13 protein-coding genes are annotated in these 19,465 nt (G+C 70.4%); 7 read left to right on the top strand and 6 right to left on the bottom strand.

Features of this window, described 5'->3' with window-relative positions:
* Nucleotides 1-138 precede the first annotated feature (138 nt).
* The gene (locus ABT296_RS36830) at nt 139-1,041 is read right to left on the bottom strand and encodes a tRNA (adenine-N1)-methyltransferase (protein ID WP_351934216.1); all 903 of its coding nucleotides are present in this window, start codon (nt 1,039-1,041) and stop codon (nt 139-141) included.
* 50 nt (nt 1,042-1,091) lie between these two features.
* The gene (locus tag ABT296_RS36835) at nt 1,092-2,627 is read right to left on the bottom strand and encodes a site-2 protease family protein (protein WP_351934218.1); all 1,536 of its coding nucleotides are present in this window, start codon (nt 2,625-2,627) and stop codon (nt 1,092-1,094) included.
* A 157-nt stretch (nt 2,628-2,784) separates the two neighbouring features.
* Between ABT296_RS36835 and ABT296_RS36840 the strand changes: the two genes are divergently transcribed.
* Together ABT296_RS36840 and ABT296_RS36845 are read left to right on the top strand one after the other, a co-directional pair.
* Entirely contained in the window at nt 2,785-3,723 is a 939-nt protein-coding gene (locus tag ABT296_RS36840) for a RecB family exonuclease (protein ID WP_351934220.1), read from the top strand.
* A gap of 22 nt (nt 3,724-3,745) precedes the next feature.
* The gene (locus tag ABT296_RS36845; protein WP_015661641.1) at nt 3,746-4,417 is read left to right on the top strand and encodes a response regulator; all 672 of its coding nucleotides are present in this window, start codon (nt 3,746-3,748) and stop codon (nt 4,415-4,417) included.
* Nucleotides 4,418-4,489: 72 nt separating this feature from the next.
* On the opposite strand, the gene ABT296_RS36850 is transcribed toward ABT296_RS36845, so the two are convergent.
* The 4 genes from ABT296_RS36850 to metH all read right to left on the bottom strand — a co-directional run bounded on the left by ABT296_RS36850 (nt 4,490) and on the right by metH (nt 12,563).
* Nucleotides 4,490-6,076, bottom strand: a complete 1,587-nt coding sequence (locus ABT296_RS36850; RefSeq protein ID WP_351934222.1) for an ABC transporter substrate-binding protein — start codon at nt 6,074-6,076, stop codon at nt 4,490-4,492.
* 71 nt (nt 6,077-6,147) lie between these two features.
* Complete coding sequence (locus ABT296_RS36855) at nt 6,148-7,752, bottom strand: ABC transporter substrate-binding protein (protein WP_351934224.1); 1,605 nt, start codon at nt 7,750-7,752, stop codon at nt 6,148-6,150.
* Nucleotides 7,753-8,195: 443 nt separating this feature from the next.
* Nucleotides 8,196-8,897, bottom strand: coding sequence for an HAD family hydrolase (locus ABT296_RS36860; protein ID WP_351934226.1), 702 nt, complete (start codon nt 8,895-8,897; stop codon nt 8,196-8,198).
* Nucleotides 8,898-9,047: 150 nt separating this feature from the next.
* Nucleotides 9,048-12,563 carry a methionine synthase gene (metH, locus tag ABT296_RS36865; RefSeq protein WP_351934228.1) on the bottom strand — a complete coding sequence of 1,172 codons (3,516 nt, stop codon included), beginning with the start codon at nt 12,561-12,563 and terminating at the stop codon, nt 9,048-9,050.
* Nucleotides 12,564-12,848: 285 nt separating this feature from the next.
* On the opposite strand from metH, the gene ABT296_RS36870 reads away from it, so the two are divergent.
* The 5 genes from ABT296_RS36870 to ABT296_RS36890 all read left to right on the top strand — a co-directional run bounded on the left by ABT296_RS36870 (nt 12,849) and on the right by ABT296_RS36890 (nt 19,308).
* Nucleotides 12,849-13,613 (top strand): IclR family transcriptional regulator, encoded by a 765-nt coding sequence (locus ABT296_RS36870; protein WP_351934230.1) that lies wholly within the window; start codon nt 12,849-12,851, stop codon nt 13,611-13,613.
* A gap of 398 nt (nt 13,614-14,011) precedes the next feature.
* On the top strand, nt 14,012-14,812 hold the full coding sequence (locus tag ABT296_RS36875) for an MIP/aquaporin family protein (RefSeq protein ID WP_351934232.1): 801 nt from the start codon (nt 14,012-14,014) through the stop codon (nt 14,810-14,812).
* 55 nt (nt 14,813-14,867) lie between these two features.
* Nucleotides 14,868-16,409: a glycerol kinase GlpK gene (gene glpK, locus ABT296_RS36880; protein ID WP_351934234.1), complete on the top strand. Its 1,542-nt coding sequence runs from the start codon at nt 14,868-14,870 to the stop codon at nt 16,407-16,409.
* Between the two features lie 74 nt (nt 16,410-16,483).
* Entirely contained in the window at nt 16,484-18,100 is a 1,617-nt protein-coding gene (locus ABT296_RS36885) for a glycerol-3-phosphate dehydrogenase/oxidase (RefSeq protein WP_351934236.1), read from the top strand.
* Nucleotides 18,101-18,333: 233 nt separating this feature from the next.
* Nucleotides 18,334-19,308 (top strand): PAC2 family protein, encoded by a 975-nt coding sequence (locus ABT296_RS36890; protein WP_351934238.1) that lies wholly within the window; start codon nt 18,334-18,336, stop codon nt 19,306-19,308.
* Nucleotides 19,309-19,465 lie beyond the last annotated feature (157 nt).

The following is a 19,465-nucleotide window of genomic DNA, read 5'->3' on the forward strand; positions in this document are numbered from 1 at the left end:
CCGTGGGACCGGCGGGGTGCGTGGTTTGGCCTGGGGGGGCCGGGGGGGGTGGTGTGCCGTCATTAAAAGGGCGCTGCGGCCGTGTTCCGGGGGAACTCGGCCGCAGCGTCGTGGTGTGGTGCGAGGGGGGCGGGCCGGTCAGCGGCCGGCGCCTCCGTCGGCGTTGGGGCCGGCGTAGTCCTCGCCGTAGGCGCCCTTGGCGGGGCGGCGGCGGCGCATGGGCGGCTCGACGCCGTCGGCGAGGCGGCGGGCGGTGAGGAGGAAGCCGGTGTGGCCGATCATGCGGTGGTCGGGGCGGACGGCGAGGCCCTCGATGTGCCAGTTGCGGATCATCGACTCCCAGGCGCTCGGCTCGTTGAAGCAGCCGATCTCGCGGATGGACTCGACGGTCCGGGCGAGCTGGGTGGTGGTGGCGACGTAGCAGCAGACGATGCCGCCGGGGACGAGGGCCTTGGAGACGGCCTCGAGGCATTCCCAGGGGGCGAGCATGTCGAGGATGACGCGGTCGACCTCGGTGTCGGACAGGTTGTCCTGGAGGTCGCCGACGGTGAGCTGCCAGGCGGGGTGGGGGCCGCCGAAGTAGCGTTCGACGTTCTGCCGGGCGATGTCGGCGAAGTCCTCGCGGCGCTCGTAGGAGTGCAGCATGCCCTGGTCGCCGATGGCGCGCAGCAGGAAGCTGCTGAGCGAGCCGGAGCCGACGCCGGCTTCGACGACGCGCGCGCCGGGGAAGATGTCGGCGAAGGCGAGGATCTGCCCCGCGTCCTTGGGGTAGACGACGGCTGCCCCGCGGGGCATGGACAGGACGTAGTCGGGGAGCAGGGGGCGCAGCGCGAGGTAGGCGACGTTCCCGGTGGTGCGGACAACGCTGCCCTCGGGAGCGCCGATCAGTTCGTCGTGGGGGAAGGAACCCTTGTGGGTGTGGAAGTTCTTCCCGGCCTCGAGCGTGAACGTGTAGTGGCGGCCCTTGGGGTCGGTCAGCTGAACCTGGTCCCCGACCTTGAAGGGCCCGCGCCTGCGGGCGGCACCGGTCGGTTCGGACATGTGAACAGCCTACCGGGGTTTGCGGGGGCCGCCGACCACCGCGGTGGGGGTCAGGAGGGGCGGGCCATGGCTTTGACGAAGGCGCGTTCCACGTCGGCGGCGGAGAGGACGCCGTAGATCTCTCCGGTGTCCTCGATGACGAGGTATTCGGTGGCGGGGTGGGCGCGCAGGGCGTCGAGGAGGTCTTCGCCGGCGAGTTCTGCGGAGACGCGCATGCCGTCGGTGAGGTCCTGGGCGAGGCCGCCGACGGCGACCCAGGGGCGGCGGTGTTCGGGGACTTGGACGATGGCGGCTTCGCGGACGAGGGAGAGGGGGCTGCCGTCGGTGTCGACGACGACGAGGGCGCGGGCTCCGGCGGCGTTGGCGCGGCGCAGGGCTTCGGAGAGGGGGGTGTCGCTCTCGACGGGGACGGCGCGGCGGGTGAGGGTGCGGGCGCGCAGGTCGGGGAGGTGTTCGCGCAGGCGGGCCATGCGGAGGCTGTTGCCGGCACCGGTCCAGATGATGGCGGCGAGGATCGCGGCGAGGAGGGCGTCCATGACGGTGTCCATGCCGACGTTGTCCTCGGCGTCGGTGCCGAGGGCTCCGGACTGGGTGAGGAGGGGGAGGCCGATGAGGACGGCGACGGCGAGGGCGCGGCCGACCCAGGCGGCGGCGATGGTGCCGGTCATGGGTTTGCCGGTGATCTTCCAGACGACGGCGCGGAGCATGCGGCCGCCGTCGAGGGGGAGGCCGGGCAGGAGGTTGAAGGCGGCGACGATCAGGTTGGAGATCATCAGGCCGGCGAGGAGGACGCCGGGGACGGTGCCGGGTTCGACGGCCTGGAGGGCGCCGTAGAAGATGCCGGCGAGGACGAGGGAGAGCAGGGGGCCGACGAAGGCGAGGATGAACTCGCGGCCGGGGGTGTCGGACTCCTTCTCGATCTCGGAGACGCCGCCGAAGAACTGGAGCTGGATGCGGCGGACGGGGAGTTTGAAGCGGAGGGCCGCGACGGTGTGGGCGAGTTCGTGGACGAGGACGGAGGCGTAGAAGGCGACGGCGAAGAAGAGGGAGACGAGGTAGCGGGCTGCGCCGAGTTCGGGCAGGACGCGTTCGAGTTGTCCGCCGAAGACCCAGGTGATGAGTGCGGCGACGAGGAACCAGCTGGGGGCGACGTAGACGGGTACGCCGAAGGGGCGGCCCATGAGGAGGCCGCCGCGGGGCTCGGGAGGTTTGGGTGCGCGGTGCTTGTCGGGTCCGGTGTGGGCGAGGGTGCGGTCGCCGGTGCCGGGGTGGGCGGGGGCCGGTGGGGGCTCGGAGGGCTCTTCGCTGGGGTTCTCGGGTGCGTCCTGGGCGGCTTCCGGCCGGCGGGGCGCCTCGGTGGGTTCGGCTGGTCCGGTGTCGGCGGGTGGGGCCTCGGGGCGGTCAGGTGTCGCGGCAGGGGGTTCTTCGGGCCGGGGGGCGGCCGGGGTGGGTTCGGGGCCGCTGGGTGATGCCGGGGCGGGTTCGGGGGGTGTCCGGTCCGTGGGCGGGGTCGTTGCTGGTGCGTGCTGGTCCGTCGGCTCCCCGGTGCCGGACCGCGGCCGCCCGCGCCCGCCGCTCTCGTCCACGGTGTCCCCTCGTTCGAAGCGTCTTCCGCACCTGCCGGACGGAAGGGTCTGGGGTCGATGGTATGCGTCCGCCCCGGTGCGTTCCGCCCCGGCACCCCTTGTGTTCTTCGGGCGCGGGCGCGGTGGCTGTCAGTGGCTGGCCGTAAGGTCTGTGGACATGGAGACGAGCGGGCAGGACGTGGAGCCGTCGGGCGCCGAAGGGGCCCCGGCGGGGGCGCGGGACGCGGTGGTGGGGCGGGCGGTGGCGATGGCGCCGACGTCGCTGTCCCCGTCGCGGGCCGGTGACTTCATGCAGTGCCCGCTGCTGTACCGGTTCCGGGTGATCGACCGGCTGCCGGAGAAGCCCAGTGAGGCGGCGACGCGGGGCACTTTGGTGCACGCGGTGCTGGAGCGGCTCTTCGACGCTCCGGCGGCCGAGCGGACGGCGCCGCGGGCGAAGTCGTTGATCCCGGGGCAGTGGGACCGGTTGCGGGAGTCGCGTCCGGAGGTCCGGGAGCTGTTCGCCGAGGATCCGGAGGGTGAGCGGCTGGCGCGGTGGCTGGGTGAGGCCGAGCGGCTGGTGGAGCGGTGGTTCTCGCTGGAGGATCCGACGCGTCTGGAGCCGGCCGAGCGCGAGCTGTTCGTGGAGGCGGAGCTGGAGTCGGGGCTGCGGCTGCGCGGGATCATCGACCGGGTCGATGTGGCGCCGACGGGTGAGGTGCGGATCGTCGACTACAAGACGGGCAAGGCGCCGCGGCCCGAGTACGCCGAGGGCGCGCTGTTCCAGATGAAGTTCTACGCGCTGGTGGTGTGGCGGCTGAAGGGTGTGGTGCCGCGCCGGCTGCAGTTGGTGTATCTGGGCAGTGGGGATGTGCTGACGTACGACCCGGTGCTCGCCGATCTGGAGCGGGTGGAGCGCAAGCTGCTGGCGTTGTGGGAGGCGATCGGGGAGGCGACGGCGTCGGGTGACTGGCGGCCGCGGCCGACGAAGCTGTGCGGTTGGTGCGACCACCAGGCGCACTGTCCGGAGTTCGGTGGTACTCCCCCGCCGTATCCGTTGCCGGTCGGGGCGCCCGAGTCGGCCGGGGGCGCGCAGGGCAGAATGGGGCCGGACTAGGGTCCTTGCGAAGGAGACTTACGTGGCCATCCGCGTCCTACTGGTCGACGACCAGCCCCTGCTGCGTACCGGCTTCCGGATGATCCTGGAGGCGGAGCAGGACATCGCGGTCGTGGGCGAGGCCGGAGACGGCCTTCAGGCTCTCGACCAGGTGCGGGCGCTTCAGCCCGACGTGGTTCTGATGGACATTCGCATGCCGCGGATGGACGGTGTGGAGGCGACCCGGCAGATCACCGGGCCGGGGCGGGACGGCCCGGCGAAGGTGCTGGTGCTGACGACGTTCGATCTCGACGAGTACGTGGTGGAGGCGTTGAAGGCGGGGGCCAGTGGGTTCCTGCTGAAGGACGCGCCCGCCAATGAGCTGGTGCAGGCGATCCGGGTGGTGGCGGGCGGGGAGGCGATGCTGGCGCCGAGTATCACGCGCCGGCTGCTGGACAAGTACGCCACGCATCTGCCGTCGGGGGACGAGCCGGTTCCGGACACCCTGCACACGCTGACCGACCGTGAGGTGGAGGTGTTGAAGCTGGTGGCGCGCGGGTTGTCCAACGCGGAGATCGCCGCGGATCTGTTCGTCAGCGAGACGACCGTGAAGACGCATGTGGGGCATGTGCTGACCAAGCTGGGTCTGCGGGACCGGGTGCAGGCGGCGGTGTACGCGTACGAGAGCGGTCTGGTGCGTCCGGGCGCTCAGTAGGGTCCGTTACGGCGCGAGGGCGCCCGTTTCCCGGTCGGGAAGCGGGCGCCCTCGTGCTGGGGCGGGTGCCGGTCAGCTCTTGCTGAGTTCCCAGAAGCGGAAGACGGTCGAGGCGTCGAGGCAGTTCTCCACGCCGTAGACGTTGTCGTGGACGACGGCGTACTGCTTGGCCTGCCACAGGGGCAGCATGGGGACTTCCTCGGCGACGATGTTCTGGATGCGGGCGTAGTCGCCCTCGGTTGTGGTGCGGTCGCTCTCGGCGGCCGTGCGCGGGATGAGGGTGCCGGTGATGGTGTCGTTGGCGTAGTTGTTGCCGAGGACGTTGCCCTTGCCGAAGAAGGGTGAGGTGAAGTTGTCGGCGTCGGGGTAGTCGGGGACCCAGCCGCGCACGTAGACGCCGTACTTGCCGCTCGCGATGTCGAGTTCGTACTGGTCGTAGTCGGCCATCTTGACGTCGGCGGCGAACAGGCCGCTGGCGTTGAGCTGGGCGGCGATGGCCTGCAGCTCCTGTTCGGTGGCCGGGCCGTACCGCGAGGGGGTGCCCCACAGGGTGAGCCTGACCTTCTCGGTGATGCCGTCCTCGGCGAGGGCGGCGGCGGCCTTGGCCTTGGAGGGGCGGGCGCCGTAGGTGTCGAAGAAGGCGGTGTTGTGGCCGCCGATGCCGGCCGGGATGATCGAGTACAGCGAGGTGGCCGTGGACTGGTAGACGTCGGCCATGAGGGCGTCGCGGTCGACGAGGTGGGCGATGGCCCTGCGCACGCCGGTCTGTCCGGCGACGGGGTGGTCCATGTTGAAGACCAGGTGCTGGACCTCGGCGCCGGTGCCGTCGACGAGTTCGACGCCGGAGGCGGAGCTGTCGTCGGTCTTCTCGATCTCGGCGATGTCGGTGGCGCTGAGGCCGCGGTAGGCGATGTCGATGTCGCCGTCGGTGAGCGCGGTCTTCAGGGCGGCGCGGTCGCCCTTGTAGAACTTCAGGGTGACGCCGGTGTTCTTGATCTCGGCGCTGCCGCTGTAGTGCTCGTTGACGGTGAAGACGGCTTCGCTGTCGTTGAAGGAGGCCAGCTTGTAGGGACCGGAGCCGACGGCTTCGCCGTCCTCGCGGAGCCGGTCGGTGTCGTACTGGCGGTGGTCGACGATGGAGCCGGCGCCGGAGGCGATCTTGCTGGGGAAGGTGGCGTCCGGGGTGTTGAGCCGGAAGACGACGGTCTTGTCGTCGGGGGTCTGCACCTTGTCGAGCATGGGGAACATGACGGCCGGACCGGAGTCGTCGTTGATGGCGGTCATGCGGTCGAAGGAGAACTTGACGTCCTCGGAGGTGAGGGGGTCACCGTTGCTGAACTTGAGTCCGTCCTTCAGCGTGCAGGTGTACACCTGGGTGCGGGTGTCGGTGAACGCGCAGGATTCCGCGGCGTCCGGCTGGGGTTCCGTGCCGCCCTTGGGGAAGCTGAGCAGGGACTGGAAGACGTTGTTGAACAGAAGCCAGGAGCCGGGGTCGTAGCCGGATGCCGGGTCGGTGGCGAGGACGTCGTCGGACATTCCCACGACGACGGCCGAGCTGTCGGCGGCCGAGCCGCCGGTTTCGGTGCCACAGCCGGTCAGAAGGCCGGAGGCCAGCCCCGCCACTACGGGCAGGACTGGCCACGGGTTGCGCATGTTCACTTGCAGGTGCCTTTGTGCGTTGTCGTGCTGGACCCGGGGCCGCCCTGGGGCGGCCCCGGCACGGGAGGTTGTCAGCCGCTGACGCCGCGGCCGAGCTCCCAGAGCTGGAGGGTGGAGGAGGAGTTCAGGGCGTAGGCGGTGCCGGTGACGTCGTCGCGGGCGGCGACGTACTGGCGGCCCTGCCACAGCGGGAGGATGGGGACGTCCTCGGCAACGATGTCCTGGATCTCGGTGATGCTGTCGACGGCGGCCTGGCGGTCGGCCTCGCGGCGGGACTCGGGGATGAGGCCGTTGCGGATCTGGCTGTTGGCGTAGGGCGAGCCGAGGAAGTTGCCCTTGTCGAGGAAGGGGGCGAGGTAGTTGTCGGCGTCGGGGAAGTCGGGGAACCAGCCCATGCCGTAGACCTCGTACTCGCCCTTCTGCTCGGCGGGGCGGAAGGTGTCCCAGGCGGTGCCCTTGATCTTGACGTCGAAGAGGCCGCTGTCGTTGAGCTGCTCCTGAAGGATCTCGAATTCCTTCTTGGTGGCGTCACCGTAGTGGTCGGTGGTGTAGTGCAGCGTCATCGAGACGGGGGTGGTGATGTTGGCCCGGGTGAGCAGGGACTGGGCCTTGGCGACGTTGGGCTCGCCGTACTTGTTGAAGAAGGCGTTGGAGTGGCCGGTGAGGCTGGCGGGGACGAGCGAGTACAGCGGCTCGGCCTGGGTGCCGTAGACCTTGCTGACGAGTTCGCCGCGGTTGATGACCTGGGCCATGGCCTGGCGGACGGCCTTGCTCTCGACGGAGGGGGCGTCGGTGTTGAAGCCGAGGTAGCGGATCTCCAGGCCGGACATCTCGACGAGGTCGACCTCGCTGTCGGTGGCCGTGGACAGGCGCTGGATCTGGTCGGGCGACATGGTGCGGGTCATGAGGTCGATGTCGCCGGCCTCGATGGCGCCGTTCATGGTGGAGGCGTCGGCGAAGGACCGCAGCTCGACCTTGTCGTTGTTGACCTTGAGCGTGCCCTTGTAGTTGCTGTTCTTGGTGAAGACGGCCTTGACGAGCTTGCCGTCCTCCTCGTCGGCGCTGAAGGTGTACGGGCCGGAGCCGTTGACCTCGAAGCCGTCGCGCAGCTCGCCCTTGTCGTAGTCGTCCTCGGAGACGATGCCGGCGACCGGGGTGGACAGCTTGTACGGGAAGGTGGCGTCGGCGGTCTTGAGGTGGAAGATGACCTCGCGCTCGCCCTTGGCCTCGACGGTGTCCACGGTGGAGAGCAGGCCGACCACACCGCTGGGGGCGTTGATCTTCATGGCGCGGTCGATGGAGAACTTCACGTCGGCCGCGGTGATGGCGTCGCCGTTGGAGAAGCTCAGGCCCTCGCGCAGGGTGCAGGCGTAGCGCTCGTTGCCGGTGTCGGTGAAGCCGCAGCTCTCGGCCGCCTCGGGGACGGGCTCGCCCTCGCCGCGGGGCTGGATCATCAGGGTCTGCACGGTCTGGCGCAGGATGTTCCAGGTGCCCACGTCGTAGGCGGACGCCGGGTCGAGCGGCGCCGGGTCGTCCTTCGTGGTGCTGAACTCGTCGGTGGTCCCGACGACGATCGCGTCCCCGCCGCCACTGCCGTTGTCCGAGCCGCCACAGGCGGCGAGAACCGGGGCGAGCAGGCTTATCACGGCCGGCAGCACCAAAGTCTTGCGGTTCATGCTCGAGTTTCTCCAGAGCTGTGACGTCCGTGTATCCGGCATGCAGGGGGTGTCGCGGCCGATCACGGGGTAAGGGGATGTTTTACGCGATGAGATTAGTCGGCGTCCGCTTCGGCGCTCGCGGCGCCTGGAGGCGGACTGCCATCACGCTGCGGAACCGGGTGTGGACGCACCGAAAAACCGACAGCGGAAGGATTAGTGCAGCGTCCCCCCAATCGGGACACAAGGGCGTGGGACCGATGCCCGAAAGGGGGCGAACAGCACATGATGTGCGGCATGTCGAGACCACGAAAAGTGGGGAACGTCACACCCGTGATCGGGTTCGTGGTCGGTGGAATTCGGCCACCCGGCCGAGGTGAATTCGCGTGCGTGCGCCCCCTGTCTTCGAGTGCGCCGCGCTGTGCGAATTCCGCCCGTCGGCCGGTGGCACGCTCGGTGAACGGCTAGCGCATTTCCGTCATCAGACCGTGCAGGAATGTCAGGTCCACTTCTTCCAGGGAGCGGACGACGGTGCGGCGGTGGGCGGGGGCGATGGGGGTGATCGAGGGCACCGCCACGACGTGGCAGCCGGCCGCCTCGGCCGCGGCGACGCCGGTCGCGGTGTCCTCGATGACGGCGCAGCGGGCCGGGTCCACGCCGAGTCCGGCGGCGGCGGCCAGGTAGGGGTCGGGGTGCGGTTTGGTGCGCGGGACCTCGTCGCCGGCCACGGTGAGCCGGAAGTGCTGGGGGCCGAGCGAGGTCAGGACCCGGTCGATGATGCGCCGGTGGGAGGCGGAGACCAGGGCGGTGGGGATGCCGTACTCGGCGAGTTCGGCGAGGAGTCGGGCGGCGCCGGGCATCAGGGGCAGTTCCCGGCCGATGCGGTGTTCGAAGCCCTGGTTGAGCAGCACGCTCAGTTCGGCGAGAGTGATGTCCGCGCCGGTGGATTCGATGAGGAAGCCCGCGCTGCGGGTCATGGGGCCGCCGACCACGACATGGCGCCAGGCGTCGTCGAGGGTGTGGCCGAGGCCGGCGAAGATCTCGACCTCGACGTCCCACCAGAAGCCCTCGGTGTCCACGAGGGTGCCGTCCATGTCGAGGAGTACGGCCTGGAGGGCGGAGCCTTCCGCCGTACGGGTTGTTGGCGCGGGGACCGTGCTGGTCATCCGGGCGCACCTCCTTGAGGGACGATCAGGCCGGTTCCCGCGCGGGGAACCGGCCTGCAGTGGACCGACCAGTGTACGTCTTCGGTGGCTGTGGTGCCGTTTTTAACGGATGCGGCCCGGGGCGCGCCGGAGTTCTGGTGGAGGGGCGCCTCAGCGTGCGTTGAAGTACTTGGCTTCCGGGTGGTGGATGACGATGGCGTCGGTGGACTGCTCGGGGTGGAGCTGGAACTCCTCCGAGAGGTGGACGCCGATGCGCTCGGGGCGCAGCAGTTCGGCGATCTTGGCGCGGTCCTCGAGGTCGGGGCAGGCGCCGTAGCCGAGGGAGAAGCGGGCGCCCCGGTACTTCAGGGCGAACATGTCCTCGACGTCGGTGGGGTCCTCGCCCGCGAAGCCCAGTTCGGAGCGGACGCGGGCGTGCCAGTACTCGGCGAGTGCTTCCGCCAACTGCACGGACAGTCCGTGGAGTTCGAGGTAGTCGCGGTAGGAGTTGGACTCGAAGAGCTTGGCGGTCTCCTCGCCGATGCGGTTGCCGACGGTGACGACCTGGAGGCCGACGACGTCGGTCTGGCCGGATTCCTCGGGGCGGAAGAAGTCGGCCAGGCACAGGCGGCGGCCGCGGCGCTGGCGGGGGAAGGTGAACCGGGTGCGTTCGTTGCCCTGTTCGTCCAGGATGATCAGGTCGTCGTCCTTGGACACGCAGGGGAAGTAGCCGTGGACGACGGCCGCTTCGAGGAGGTTGTCGGTCTGGAGCCGGTCCAGCAGGCCGCGCAGCCGGGGGCGGCCCTCGGTCTCGACGAGTTCCTCGTAGGTGGGGCCGTCTCCGGTGCGGGCCTGCTTGAGGCCCCACTGGCCCTTGAACAGGGCGCCTTCGTCCAGCCAGGAGGCGTACTCCTTGAGCTGGATGCCCTTGATGACGCGGGTGCCCCAGAAGGGCGGGGTGGGTACGGGGTTGTCGGTGGCGACGTCGGAGCGGACGTGGCCTTCCTCGGGGCGTTCCTCGACGGTCGTGGGGGCGGTGGCCCTGACGCGGCGCTGCTTGAGTTCGGGGAGCTTGGCGCCGGGGACGCCGCGCTTGACGCCGATGAGGGCGTCCATCAGGCGCAGGCCCTCGAAGGCGTCGCGGGCGTAGCGGACCTCGCCCTCGTAGATCTCGTGGAGGTCCTGTTCGACGTAGGCGCGGGTGAGTGCGGCGCCGCCGAGGATGACGGGGAAGTCGGCGGCGAGGCCGCGCTGGTTGAGCTCCTCCAGGTTCTCCTTCATGATCACCGTGGACTTGACCAGGAGGCCGCTCATGCCGATGACGTCGGCCCGGTGTTCGGCGGCGGCGTCCAGGATCGCGGAGACGGGCTGCTTGATGCCGAGGTTGACGACGTTGTAGCCGTTGTTGGAGAGGATGATGTCGACGAGGTTCTTGCCGATGTCGTGGACGTCTCCGCGGACGGTGGCGAGCACGATGGTGCCCTTGCCCTCGGCGTCGGACTTCTCCATGTGCGGTTCGAGGTGGGCGACGGCGGCCTTCATGACCTCGGCGGACTGCAGGACGAACGGCAGCTGCATCTGGCCGGAGCCGAACAGCTCGCCGACGACCTTCATGCCGTCGAGGAGGGTCTCGTTGACGATGTCGAGGGCCTTGCGGGTCTGCAGGGCTTCGTCGAGGTCGGCTTCGAGGCCGTTGCGCTCGCCGTCGATGATGCGGCGCTTGAGGCGCTCCTCCAGGGGGAGGGCGGCGAGTTCCTCGGCCTTGCCGGCCTTGAGGGACTTGGCGGTGGCGCCCTCGAAGAGGGCCATCAGCTTCTGGAGCGGGTCGTAGCCCTCGGCGCGGCGGTCGTGGATGAGGTCGAGGGCGGTCTGCACCTCTTCCTCGCTGAAGCGGGCGATCGGCAGGATCTTGGAGGCGTGCACGATCGCCGAGTCCAGGCCGGCCTTGACGCATTCGTCGAGGAAGACGGAGTTGAGCAGGATGCGGGCGGCCGGGTTGAGGCCGAAGGAGATGTTGGACAGGCCGAGGGTGGTCTGGACGTCCGGGTGGCGGCGCTTGAGTTCGCGGATCGCCTCGATGGTGGCGACGCCGTCCCCGCGGGACTCCTCCTGGCCGGTGCAGATGGTGAAGGTGAGGGTGTCGATGAGGATGTCGGACTCGTGGATGCCCCAGTTCCCGGTGAGGTCCTCGATCAGCCGTTCGGCGATCGCGACCTTCTTCTCGGGGGTGCGGGCCTGGCCCTCCTCGTCGATGGTCAGCGCGATGAGCGCGGCGCCGTGCTCCTGGGCGAGCCGGGTGACCTTCGCGAAGCGGGACTCGGGGCCGTCGCCGTCCTCGTAGTTGACGGAGTTGATGACCGCGCGGCCGCCGAGCTTCTCCAGTCCGGCCTGGATGACCGGCACCTCGGTGGAGTCCAGGACGATGGGCAGGGTGGAGGCGGTGGCGAAGCGGCCGGCGAGCTCCTCCATGTCGGCGACGCCGTCGCGGCCGACGTAGTCGACGCACAGGTCGAGCATGTGCGCGCCCTCGCGGATCTGCTCGCGGGCCATCTCGACGCAGTCGTCCCAGCGGGCCTCGAGCATGGCCTCGCGGAACTTCTTGGAGCCGTTGGCGTTGGTGCGCTCGCCGATCGCCAGGTAGGAGGTGTCCTGGCGGAAGGGGACGGTCTGGTAGAGGGAGGCGGCGCCGGGCTCGGGGCGGGGGCTGCGCTCGCCGGGGGTGAGGGTGCGGGCGCGCTCGACGACCTGGCGCAGGTGCTCGGGGGTGGTGCCGCAGCAGCCGCCGATGAGGCTGAGGCCGTAGTCGAGGACGAAGTTCTCCTGCGCGTCGGCGAGGCCCTCGGGTCCGAGCGGGAAGTGGGCGCCGTCCTTGGTGAGGATCGGCAGGCCGGCGTTGGGCATGCACAGCAGCGGGATGCGGGAGTGCCGGGTGAGGTAGCGCAGGTGCTCGCTCATCTCGGCGGGGCCGGTGGAGCAGTTCAGGCCGATCATGTCGATGCCGAGGGGTTCCAGCGCGGTGAGCGCGGCGCCGATCTCGGAGCCGAGGAGCATGGTGCCGGTGGTCTCGAAGGCCATGGAGACCAGCAGGGGCACGTCGGTGCCGGTGGCGTCCATGGCGCGGCGGGCGCCGAGGACGGAGGCCTTGGTCTGCAGGAGGTCCTGGGTGGTCTCGACGATCAGGGCGTCGGCGCCGCCGGCGAGCAGGCCCTCGGCGTTGGCCTGGTAGCCGTCGCGGATGACGGTGTAGCCGACGTGGCCGAGGGTGGGGAGCTTGGTGCCGGGGCCGACCGAGCCGAGCACCCAGCGGGGGCGGCCGTCGCGGGCGGCGTACTCGTCGGCGACCTCGCGGGCGATGCGGGCGCCGGACTCGGACAGCTCGTGCACCCGGTCGGCGATCTCGTACTCGGCGGCCGCGGTGTGGTTGGCCCCGAAGGTGTTGGTCTCGACGCAGTCGACGCCCACCGCGAAGTACGCGTCGTGGACGGAGCGGACGATGTCGGGGCGGGTGACGTTCAGGATCTCGTTGCACCCTTCGAGGTCCTGGAAGTCCTCGAGGGTGGGGTCCTGGGCCTGGAGCATGGTGCCCATGGCTCCGTCGGCCACCACCACCCGGGTGGCGAGTGCCTCGCGGAGGGCGGACACACGGGTCCGGCTGTCGGCGGAAGGGGTCTGTGGCGACGAGGCCATGTAAGGGCTCCCTGAGGTGCGACGGCTGTCGGCTTTGCGCCCTTGCGGTCGGATCCGCGGTGGGCGCACGCCGCCAGGGTAGCCGGGACCGGCGGCTGATGGTCGGCGCGTCCACGGGGCGGACGGGGGTGACAGGGGGGCCGCGGGCGGGATACCAGTGACGCAACACGTCGCTGCCGACCATTGGCGGTCGGTCGCCATGGACCGGTAGTGTTCGGCATTGCCGAACATCGGCAGCGACAGCGTCGAGGTCGGCGGTCGAAGGGGACGGAGGCAGGGACGGCGATGGCACGGAACATCCAGTCGCTCGAAAGGGCGGCCGCGATGCTGCGACTGCTCGCGGGTGGCGAGCGTCGGCTCGGCCTGTCGGACATCGCCTCCTCGCTGGGGCTGGCCAAGGGGACGGCGCACGGCATTCTGCGCACGCTCCAGCAGGAGGGCTTCGTCGAACAGGACGAGGCGTCCGGCCGCTATCAGCTGGGGGCGGAGCTGCTCCGGCTGGGCACCACCTATCTGGATGTGCACGAGCTGCGGGCGCGGGCGCTGGTGTGGACGGACGACCTGGCCCGTTCCAGCGGGGAGAGCGTCTATCTGGGCGTCCTGCACCAGCAGGGCGTGCTGATCGTGCACCACGTCTTCCGCCCCGACGACAGCCGGCAGGTGCTGGAGATAGGGGCCATGCAGCCGCTGCACTCCACCGCGCTGGGCAAGGTGCTGTCGGCGTACGACCCGGTCGCGCACACCGAGGCGCTGGAGGGTGACCGCAAGGCGTTCACCGACCGGACCGTGTGCGAGCTGGACGCCTTCGAGAGCCTCCTGGACCTGACCCGGGCGCGCGGCTGGGCGGCGGACGTGGAGGAGACCTGGGACGGTGTCGCCTCGCTGGCCGCCCCCATCCACGACCGGCGGCGGATGCCGGTGGGCGCGGTGGGTGTGACGGGCGCGGTGGAGCGGCTGTGCCAGGACGGCGAGGTGCGCCCCGAGGTGGTCGCCGCGGTACGGGACTGCGCCCGCGCGGTCTCGCGCGACCTGGGCGCCGGGCGCTTCTGACCCGGCCGGGCCGCGACGTGGCCGGGCGCTTGTGACAGCCGGGCATCTCTGACGCAGCGGAATCGAGGACCGGAACGCCGCACGGCGTTCCGGTCCTCGCCATACCCTGATACGGACAAATGGGGAAAGTCTCCCCAAGCCGCCTCAAGCCTCCCGGCCCGCATAGATAACCCACACCGATCAATAACGATCGCGCTTTCGATAACAGAACTCTTGACGCACGCGTAACGCCGGAGCAAGACTCCCGTCCATCGGTCGGCATTGTCGAACACCTACCGGCAATACGCGCTAGAGTGTGACAACGCCAAGGGCCGGTACTGCTCTCACCCCCGAGGGCGCGAACCACCGGTGGGACCCGGGGTTCGGCTTCCCCTGGACGAAGGACAAAGGAGTCGCGGGTGTCCAGCTCCGACATCTTCATCGGCGAGACCATCGGTACCGCCATACTCATCCTGCTCGGCGGCGGCGTCTGTGCCGCCGTCACGCTGAAGGCCTCCAAGGCCCGTAACGCCGGCTGGCTCGCCATCACCTTCGGGTGGGGCTTCGCGGTACTCACGGCGGTCTACATCTCGGCGCCCCTGTCCGGCGCCCACCTCAACCCGGCCGTGACGCTCGCACTCGCGATCAAGGACGACGGCATCCCGTGGAGCGATGTCCCGGTCTACTTCGCCGGACAGATGCTCGGCGCGATGATCGGCGCGGCCCTGGTCTGGGTCGCCTACTACGGCCAGTTCCAGGCCCACCTGACCGACAGGGAGATCGTGGGCGGCCCCGGTGCCCAGGCCTCGACCGCCAAGGCCGTCGAGGCCCAGGAGAAGGGCGCGGGCCCCGTCCTCGGCGTCTTCTCCACCGGTCCGGAGATCAAGGTCGCCTGGCAGAACACGGCCACCGAGGTCATCGGCACGTTCGTGCTCGTGCTCGCCGTGCTCACGCAGGGCCTCAACGGGGCCGGTGACGGCCTCGGCATCCTGGGCGGCCTGATCACCGCGCTCGTCGTGGTCAGCATCGGTCTCTCCCTGGGCGGCCCGACCGGGTACGCCATCAACCCGGCCCGTGACCTCGGTCCCCGCATCGTCCACGCCCTGCTGCCCCTGCCCAACAAGGGCGGTTCCGACTGGGGCTACGCCTGGGTCCCGGTGGTCGGCCCGCTGCTCGGCGCGGCCGTCGCCGCAGGCATCTACAACGTCGCTTTCGTCTAAGGCACAAAGCACAGGTAGACACCTCCCTCAACCCACGGACTTCCAGGAGCACACAGTGACCGACGCCCACACCGCCGGCCCCTTCATCGCCGCCATCGACCAGGGCACCACCTCCTCGCGCTGCATCGTCTTCGACCGGGACGGCCGCATCGTCTCCGTCGACCAGAAGGAGCACGAGCAGATCTTCCCCAAGCCGGGCTGGGTCGAGCACAACGCCGACGAGATCTGGACCAACGTCGAGGAGGTCGTCGCCGGAGCCGTCGAGAAGGCCGGCATCACCCGCGACGACATCAAGGCCATCGGCATCACCAACCAGCGGGAGACGACTCTCCTGTGGGACAAGAACACCGGTGAGCCCGTCCACAACGCCATCGTCTGGCAGGACACCCGCACCGACGCCCTGTGCAAGGAACTCGGCCGCAACGTCGGCCAGGACCGCTTCCGCCGCGAGACCGGCCTGCCGCTGGCCTCCTACTTCGCCGGCCCCAAGGCCCGCTGGCTGCTGGACAACGTCGAGGGCCTGCGCGAGCGCGCCGAGGCCGGCGACATCCTCTTCGGCACCATGGACACCTGGGTCATCTGGAACCTGACCGGCGGCGTCGACGGCGGCCGGCACGTCACCGACGTCACCAACGCCTCGCGCACCATGCTGATGAACCTGCACACCATGGAGTGGGACGAGAAGATCTGCGAGTCCATCGGCGTGCCGATGGCGATGCTCCCGGAGATCCGCTCCTCCGCCGAGGTGTACGGCGAGATCACCGGCGGCAAGCTGGGCGACCTGCTCGGCGGCATCCCGGTCGCCTCCGCGCTCGGCGACCAGCAGGCGGCCCTGTTCGGCCAGACCTGCTTCTCCGAGGGCGAGGCCAAGTCGACCTACGGCACCGGCACCTTCATGCTGATGAACACCGGCGAGAAGATCATCAACTCCTACTCGGGCCTGCTGACCACGGTCGGCTACCGGATCGGCGACCAGGCGCCGGTCTACGCCCTGGAGGGCTCGATCGCCGTCACCGGTTCGCTGGTGCAGTGGATGCGCGACCAGATGGGCCTGATCTCCACCGCCGCCGAGATCGAGACGCTCGCGCTCTCGGTGGAGGACAACGGCGGCGCCTACTTCGTGCCGGCCTTCTCCGGACTGTTCGCCCCGCACTGGCGCTCCGACGCCCGCGGTGTGATCGCCGGCCTGACCCGGTACGTCACCAAGGCACACCTCGCGCGTGCCGTCCTGGAGGCCACCGCCTGGCAGACCCGTGAGATCACGGACGCCATGACCAAGGACTCGGGCGTGGAGCTCTCGTCCCTCAAGGTCGACGGCGGCATGACCTCCAACAACCTGCTGATGCAGACCCTCTCGGACTTCCTGGACGCCCCCGTCGTGCGCCCGATGGTCGCCGAGACCACCTGCCTCGGTGCCGCCTACGCCGCCGGTCTCGCCGTCGGCTTCTGGACCAGCACCGACGACCTGCGCGCCAACTGGCGGCGGGCCGCCGAGTGGACCCCCCGCATGGACGCGGACACCCGCGACCGTGAGTACAAGACCTGGCTCAAGGCCGTCGAGCGGACCATGGGCTGGATCGACGACGACGAGCACTGACGAGAGCCCCGGGGAGCCCGCCAGCGGGCTCCCCGAGCTCTGCCGCACGCTCTGACGAGGAGTAAGAACCCGAAATGACCAGTCAGTCCACCCTGCAGTCCGTGCCTGCCCTCGGGACGCACCCGGCCTCCGGCTCCAACCCGAGCCGCGCCGAGACCCGGGAGCAGCTCTCCAAGGCGTCGTACGACCTTCTCGTGATCGGCGGCGGCATCCTGGGCATCTCCACCGCCTGGCACGCCGCGCAGGCCGGCCTCAGGGTGGCCCTGGTCGACGCCGGCGACTTCGCCGGCGCCACCTCCTCCGCCTCCTCCAAGCTGCTCCACGGCGGTCTGCGCTACCTGCAGACCGGCGCGGTGAAGCTGGTGGCGGAGAACCACTTCGAGCGCCGTGCGGTCTCCCGCCAGGTGGCCCCCCACCTGGCGAACCCGCTCACCTTCTACCTCCCCGTGTACAAGGGCGGGCCGCACGGCGCGGCGAAGCTCGGGGCGGGCGTCTTCGCCTACTCCGCGCTCTCCGCGTTCGGTGACGGCGTCGGCCACCTGCTCTCCCCGGCCAAGGCAGCGCAGGACGTGCCCGAACTGCGCACCGAGAACCTCCGGGCCGTGGCCGTGTACGGCGACGACCAGATGAACGACGCCCGCATGGCGCTGATGACGGTCCGCGCGGCCGTCGACTCCGGTGCGGTCGTGCTGAACCACGCCGAGGTGACCGGGCTGCGGTTCACCAAGGGCCGGGTGACCGGCGCCGAGCTGCGCGACCGGCTCTCGGGCGACGAGTTCGGGGTCACCGCCCGCCTGGTGCTGAACGCGACCGGCCCGTGGGTGGATCACCTGCGCAGGATGGAGGACCCCAAGGCCGCGCCGTCGATCCGGCTGTCGAAGGGCGCGCATCTGGTCCTGAAGCGGACCTCCCCCTGGAAGGCCGCCCTGGCCACCCCGATCGACAAGTACCGCATCACCTTCGCCCTGCCGTGGGAGGACATGCTCCTGCTCGGCACCACCGACGAGGAGTTCGAGGGCGACCCGGCGGACGTGTCCGTCACCGAGCAGGACATATCCCAGATCCTGGACGAGGCCGCGTTCTCCATCCGCGACCAGCAGTTGTCCCGGGACCTGATCACCTACTCCTTCGCGGGTCTGCGGGTGTTGCCGGGAGGCCCCGGGGACACCGCGAAGGCCAAGCGGGAGACGGTCGTCACCGAGGGCCGCGCCGGGATGCTGTCGGTCGCCGGCGGCAAGTGGACGACGTTCCGGCACATCGGACGGACCATCATGCAGAAGCTGGAGGCGCTGCCCGGCCACCCGCTGGGCGACGACTTCGAGCCGGTCCGCTCGCTGCCGAAGAAGCTGCCGCTGCCCGGTGTCGCCAACCCGCGCGCGGTCGCGCACCGGCTGCTGGTGGACCGTCCGGCGCCGGGCCCGCGGATGGGCGCCGACACCGCCCGGCACCTGGCCACGCACTACGGTTCGCTGGCCTTCGACATCGCCCGGCTGGCCAACGACAACCCCGAACTCGCCGAGCGCGTCCACCCCGACGCCCCGGAGATCTGGGCGCAGGTCGTCTACGCCCGGGACACCGAGTGGGCGCAGACCGCGGACGACGTGCTGCGCCGCCGCACGACGCTGACGATCCGGGGCCTTGCCACCGACGAGGTCCGCGGCAAGGTCCAGGGCCTGCTCGACCAGCGGTAGACCCCGTGACAGGGGGCGGCTCCCGGCGTACGGGGCCGCCCCTTCCGCGTGTCCTGTGACGGGGGCATGTCCGGGCCGCCACCGGTTCGGGTGAGGCGTGGGCGGGGGGTGTTCGGGGCAGGTGATCGGGGCAGTGATCCGTTCACTCCCCCGTGCAAGGGGGCTGCGGGCGCCCCCGCCGCACGCCGTAAGGTTGGGTGGTCAGGCGAGGGCACGTCGGAAGGAGGCGCTGGGTGATCGAGCTCGAGGGGGTTCCCGAGCTGATCGACCCGGTCATGGTGGCCGCGTTCGAGGGCTGGAACGATGCCGGCGACGCCGCCTCCACCGCGGTCGCGCATCTCGACAGGGAGTGGAAGGGCGAGGTGTTCGCGGCGCTGGACGCCGAGGACTACTACGACTTCCAGGTCAACCGCCCCACGGTGTGGATGGACGCGGGCGTACGGAAGATCACCTGGCCCACGACACGGCTGTCCGTGGTGCGGGTGGGCGGCGAGAAGCCGCGGGATCTGGTGCTCGTCCGCGGGATCGAACCGTCCATGCGCTGGCGCTCGTTCTGCAACGAGCTGCTGGGATTCGCGCATGAACTGGGTGTGGAGCTGGTGGTGATCCTGGGCGCGCTGCTCGGTGACACCCCGCACACCCGTCCGGTTCCGATCAGCGGGACGACGTCGGACGCGGATCTGGCCCGGCGGATGGACCTGGAGGAGACCAAGTACGAGGGCCCCACGGGCATCGTCGGGGTGCTCCAGGAGGCGTGCACGCACGCGGGGGTGCCGGCGGTGAGCCTGTGGGCGGCCGTGCCGCACTACGTGTCGCAGCCGCCCAATCCCAAGGCGACGCTGGCTCTGCTGAACCGGCTGGAGGACCTGATCGACGTGCGGATCCCGCTGGGCGAACTGCCCGAGGACGCGCGGGCCTGGCAGGTGGGCGTGGACCAGCTGGCCGCGGAGGACAGCGAGGTCGCCGAGTACGTGCAGACGCTGGAGGAGGCGCGGGACACCGCGGAGCTTCCCGAGGCGTCGGGCGAGGCCATCGCCCGGGAGTTCGAGCGGTATCTGCGGCGCCGGGACGGCGGTCCGACGGCGGGCGGGCACGCCACGGCCGAAGGCGGAGAGGGCCCCTACCGGCGGGACAGCCCCGGCGGTCGCGCCCGGCCGCAGAAGCCGCCGAGGCCGGACCCGGAGGACGACGACTCCCCGGAGGAGTGAGGCTCCTCGGTGGAGTGAGGCTCCTCGGTGGAGTGAGGACGGGCGGGAGGGCGGTGCGCACCGGCCGCGGTGCACGGGGCCCCTCCGCATTCCGCCCTGGTCCCGCCGACCCTGTCCGTGCAGCTCGGGGCCCGGTTGCGCGTAAGGAGCGGATAAG

The sequence above is a fragment of the Streptomyces sp. NPDC000983 genome, assembly GCF_040299205.1.
Taxonomy (GTDB): domain Bacteria; phylum Actinomycetota; class Actinomycetes; order Streptomycetales; family Streptomycetaceae; genus Streptomyces.

What these genes read in the sequence shown, in the direction of transcription:
- ABT296_RS36840 (WP_351934220.1), top strand. Translation starts at nt 2,785, where the DNA reads ATGGAGACGAGCGGGCAGGACGTGGAGCCGTCGGGCGCCGAAGGGGCC.
- ABT296_RS36885 (WP_351934236.1), top strand. Translation starts at nt 16,484, where the DNA reads ATGACCAGTCAGTCCACCCTGCAGTCCGTGCCTGCCCTCGGGACGCAC.
- ABT296_RS36870 (WP_351934230.1), top strand. Translation starts at nt 12,849, where the DNA reads ATGGCACGGAACATCCAGTCGCTCGAAAGGGCGGCCGCGATGCTGCGA.
- ABT296_RS36860 (WP_351934226.1), bottom strand. Translation starts at nt 8,897, where the DNA reads ATGACCAGCACGGTCCCCGCGCCAACAACCCGTACGGCGGAAGGCTCC.
- ABT296_RS36830 (WP_351934216.1), bottom strand. Translation starts at nt 1,041, where the DNA reads ATGTCCGAACCGACCGGTGCCGCCCGCAGGCGCGGGCCCTTCAAGGTC.
- ABT296_RS36855 (WP_351934224.1), bottom strand. Translation starts at nt 7,752, where the DNA reads ATGAACCGCAAGACTTTGGTGCTGCCGGCCGTGATAAGCCTGCTCGCC.
- metH (WP_351934228.1), bottom strand. Translation starts at nt 12,563, where the DNA reads ATGGCCTCGTCGCCACAGACCCCTTCCGCCGACAGCCGGACCCGTGTG.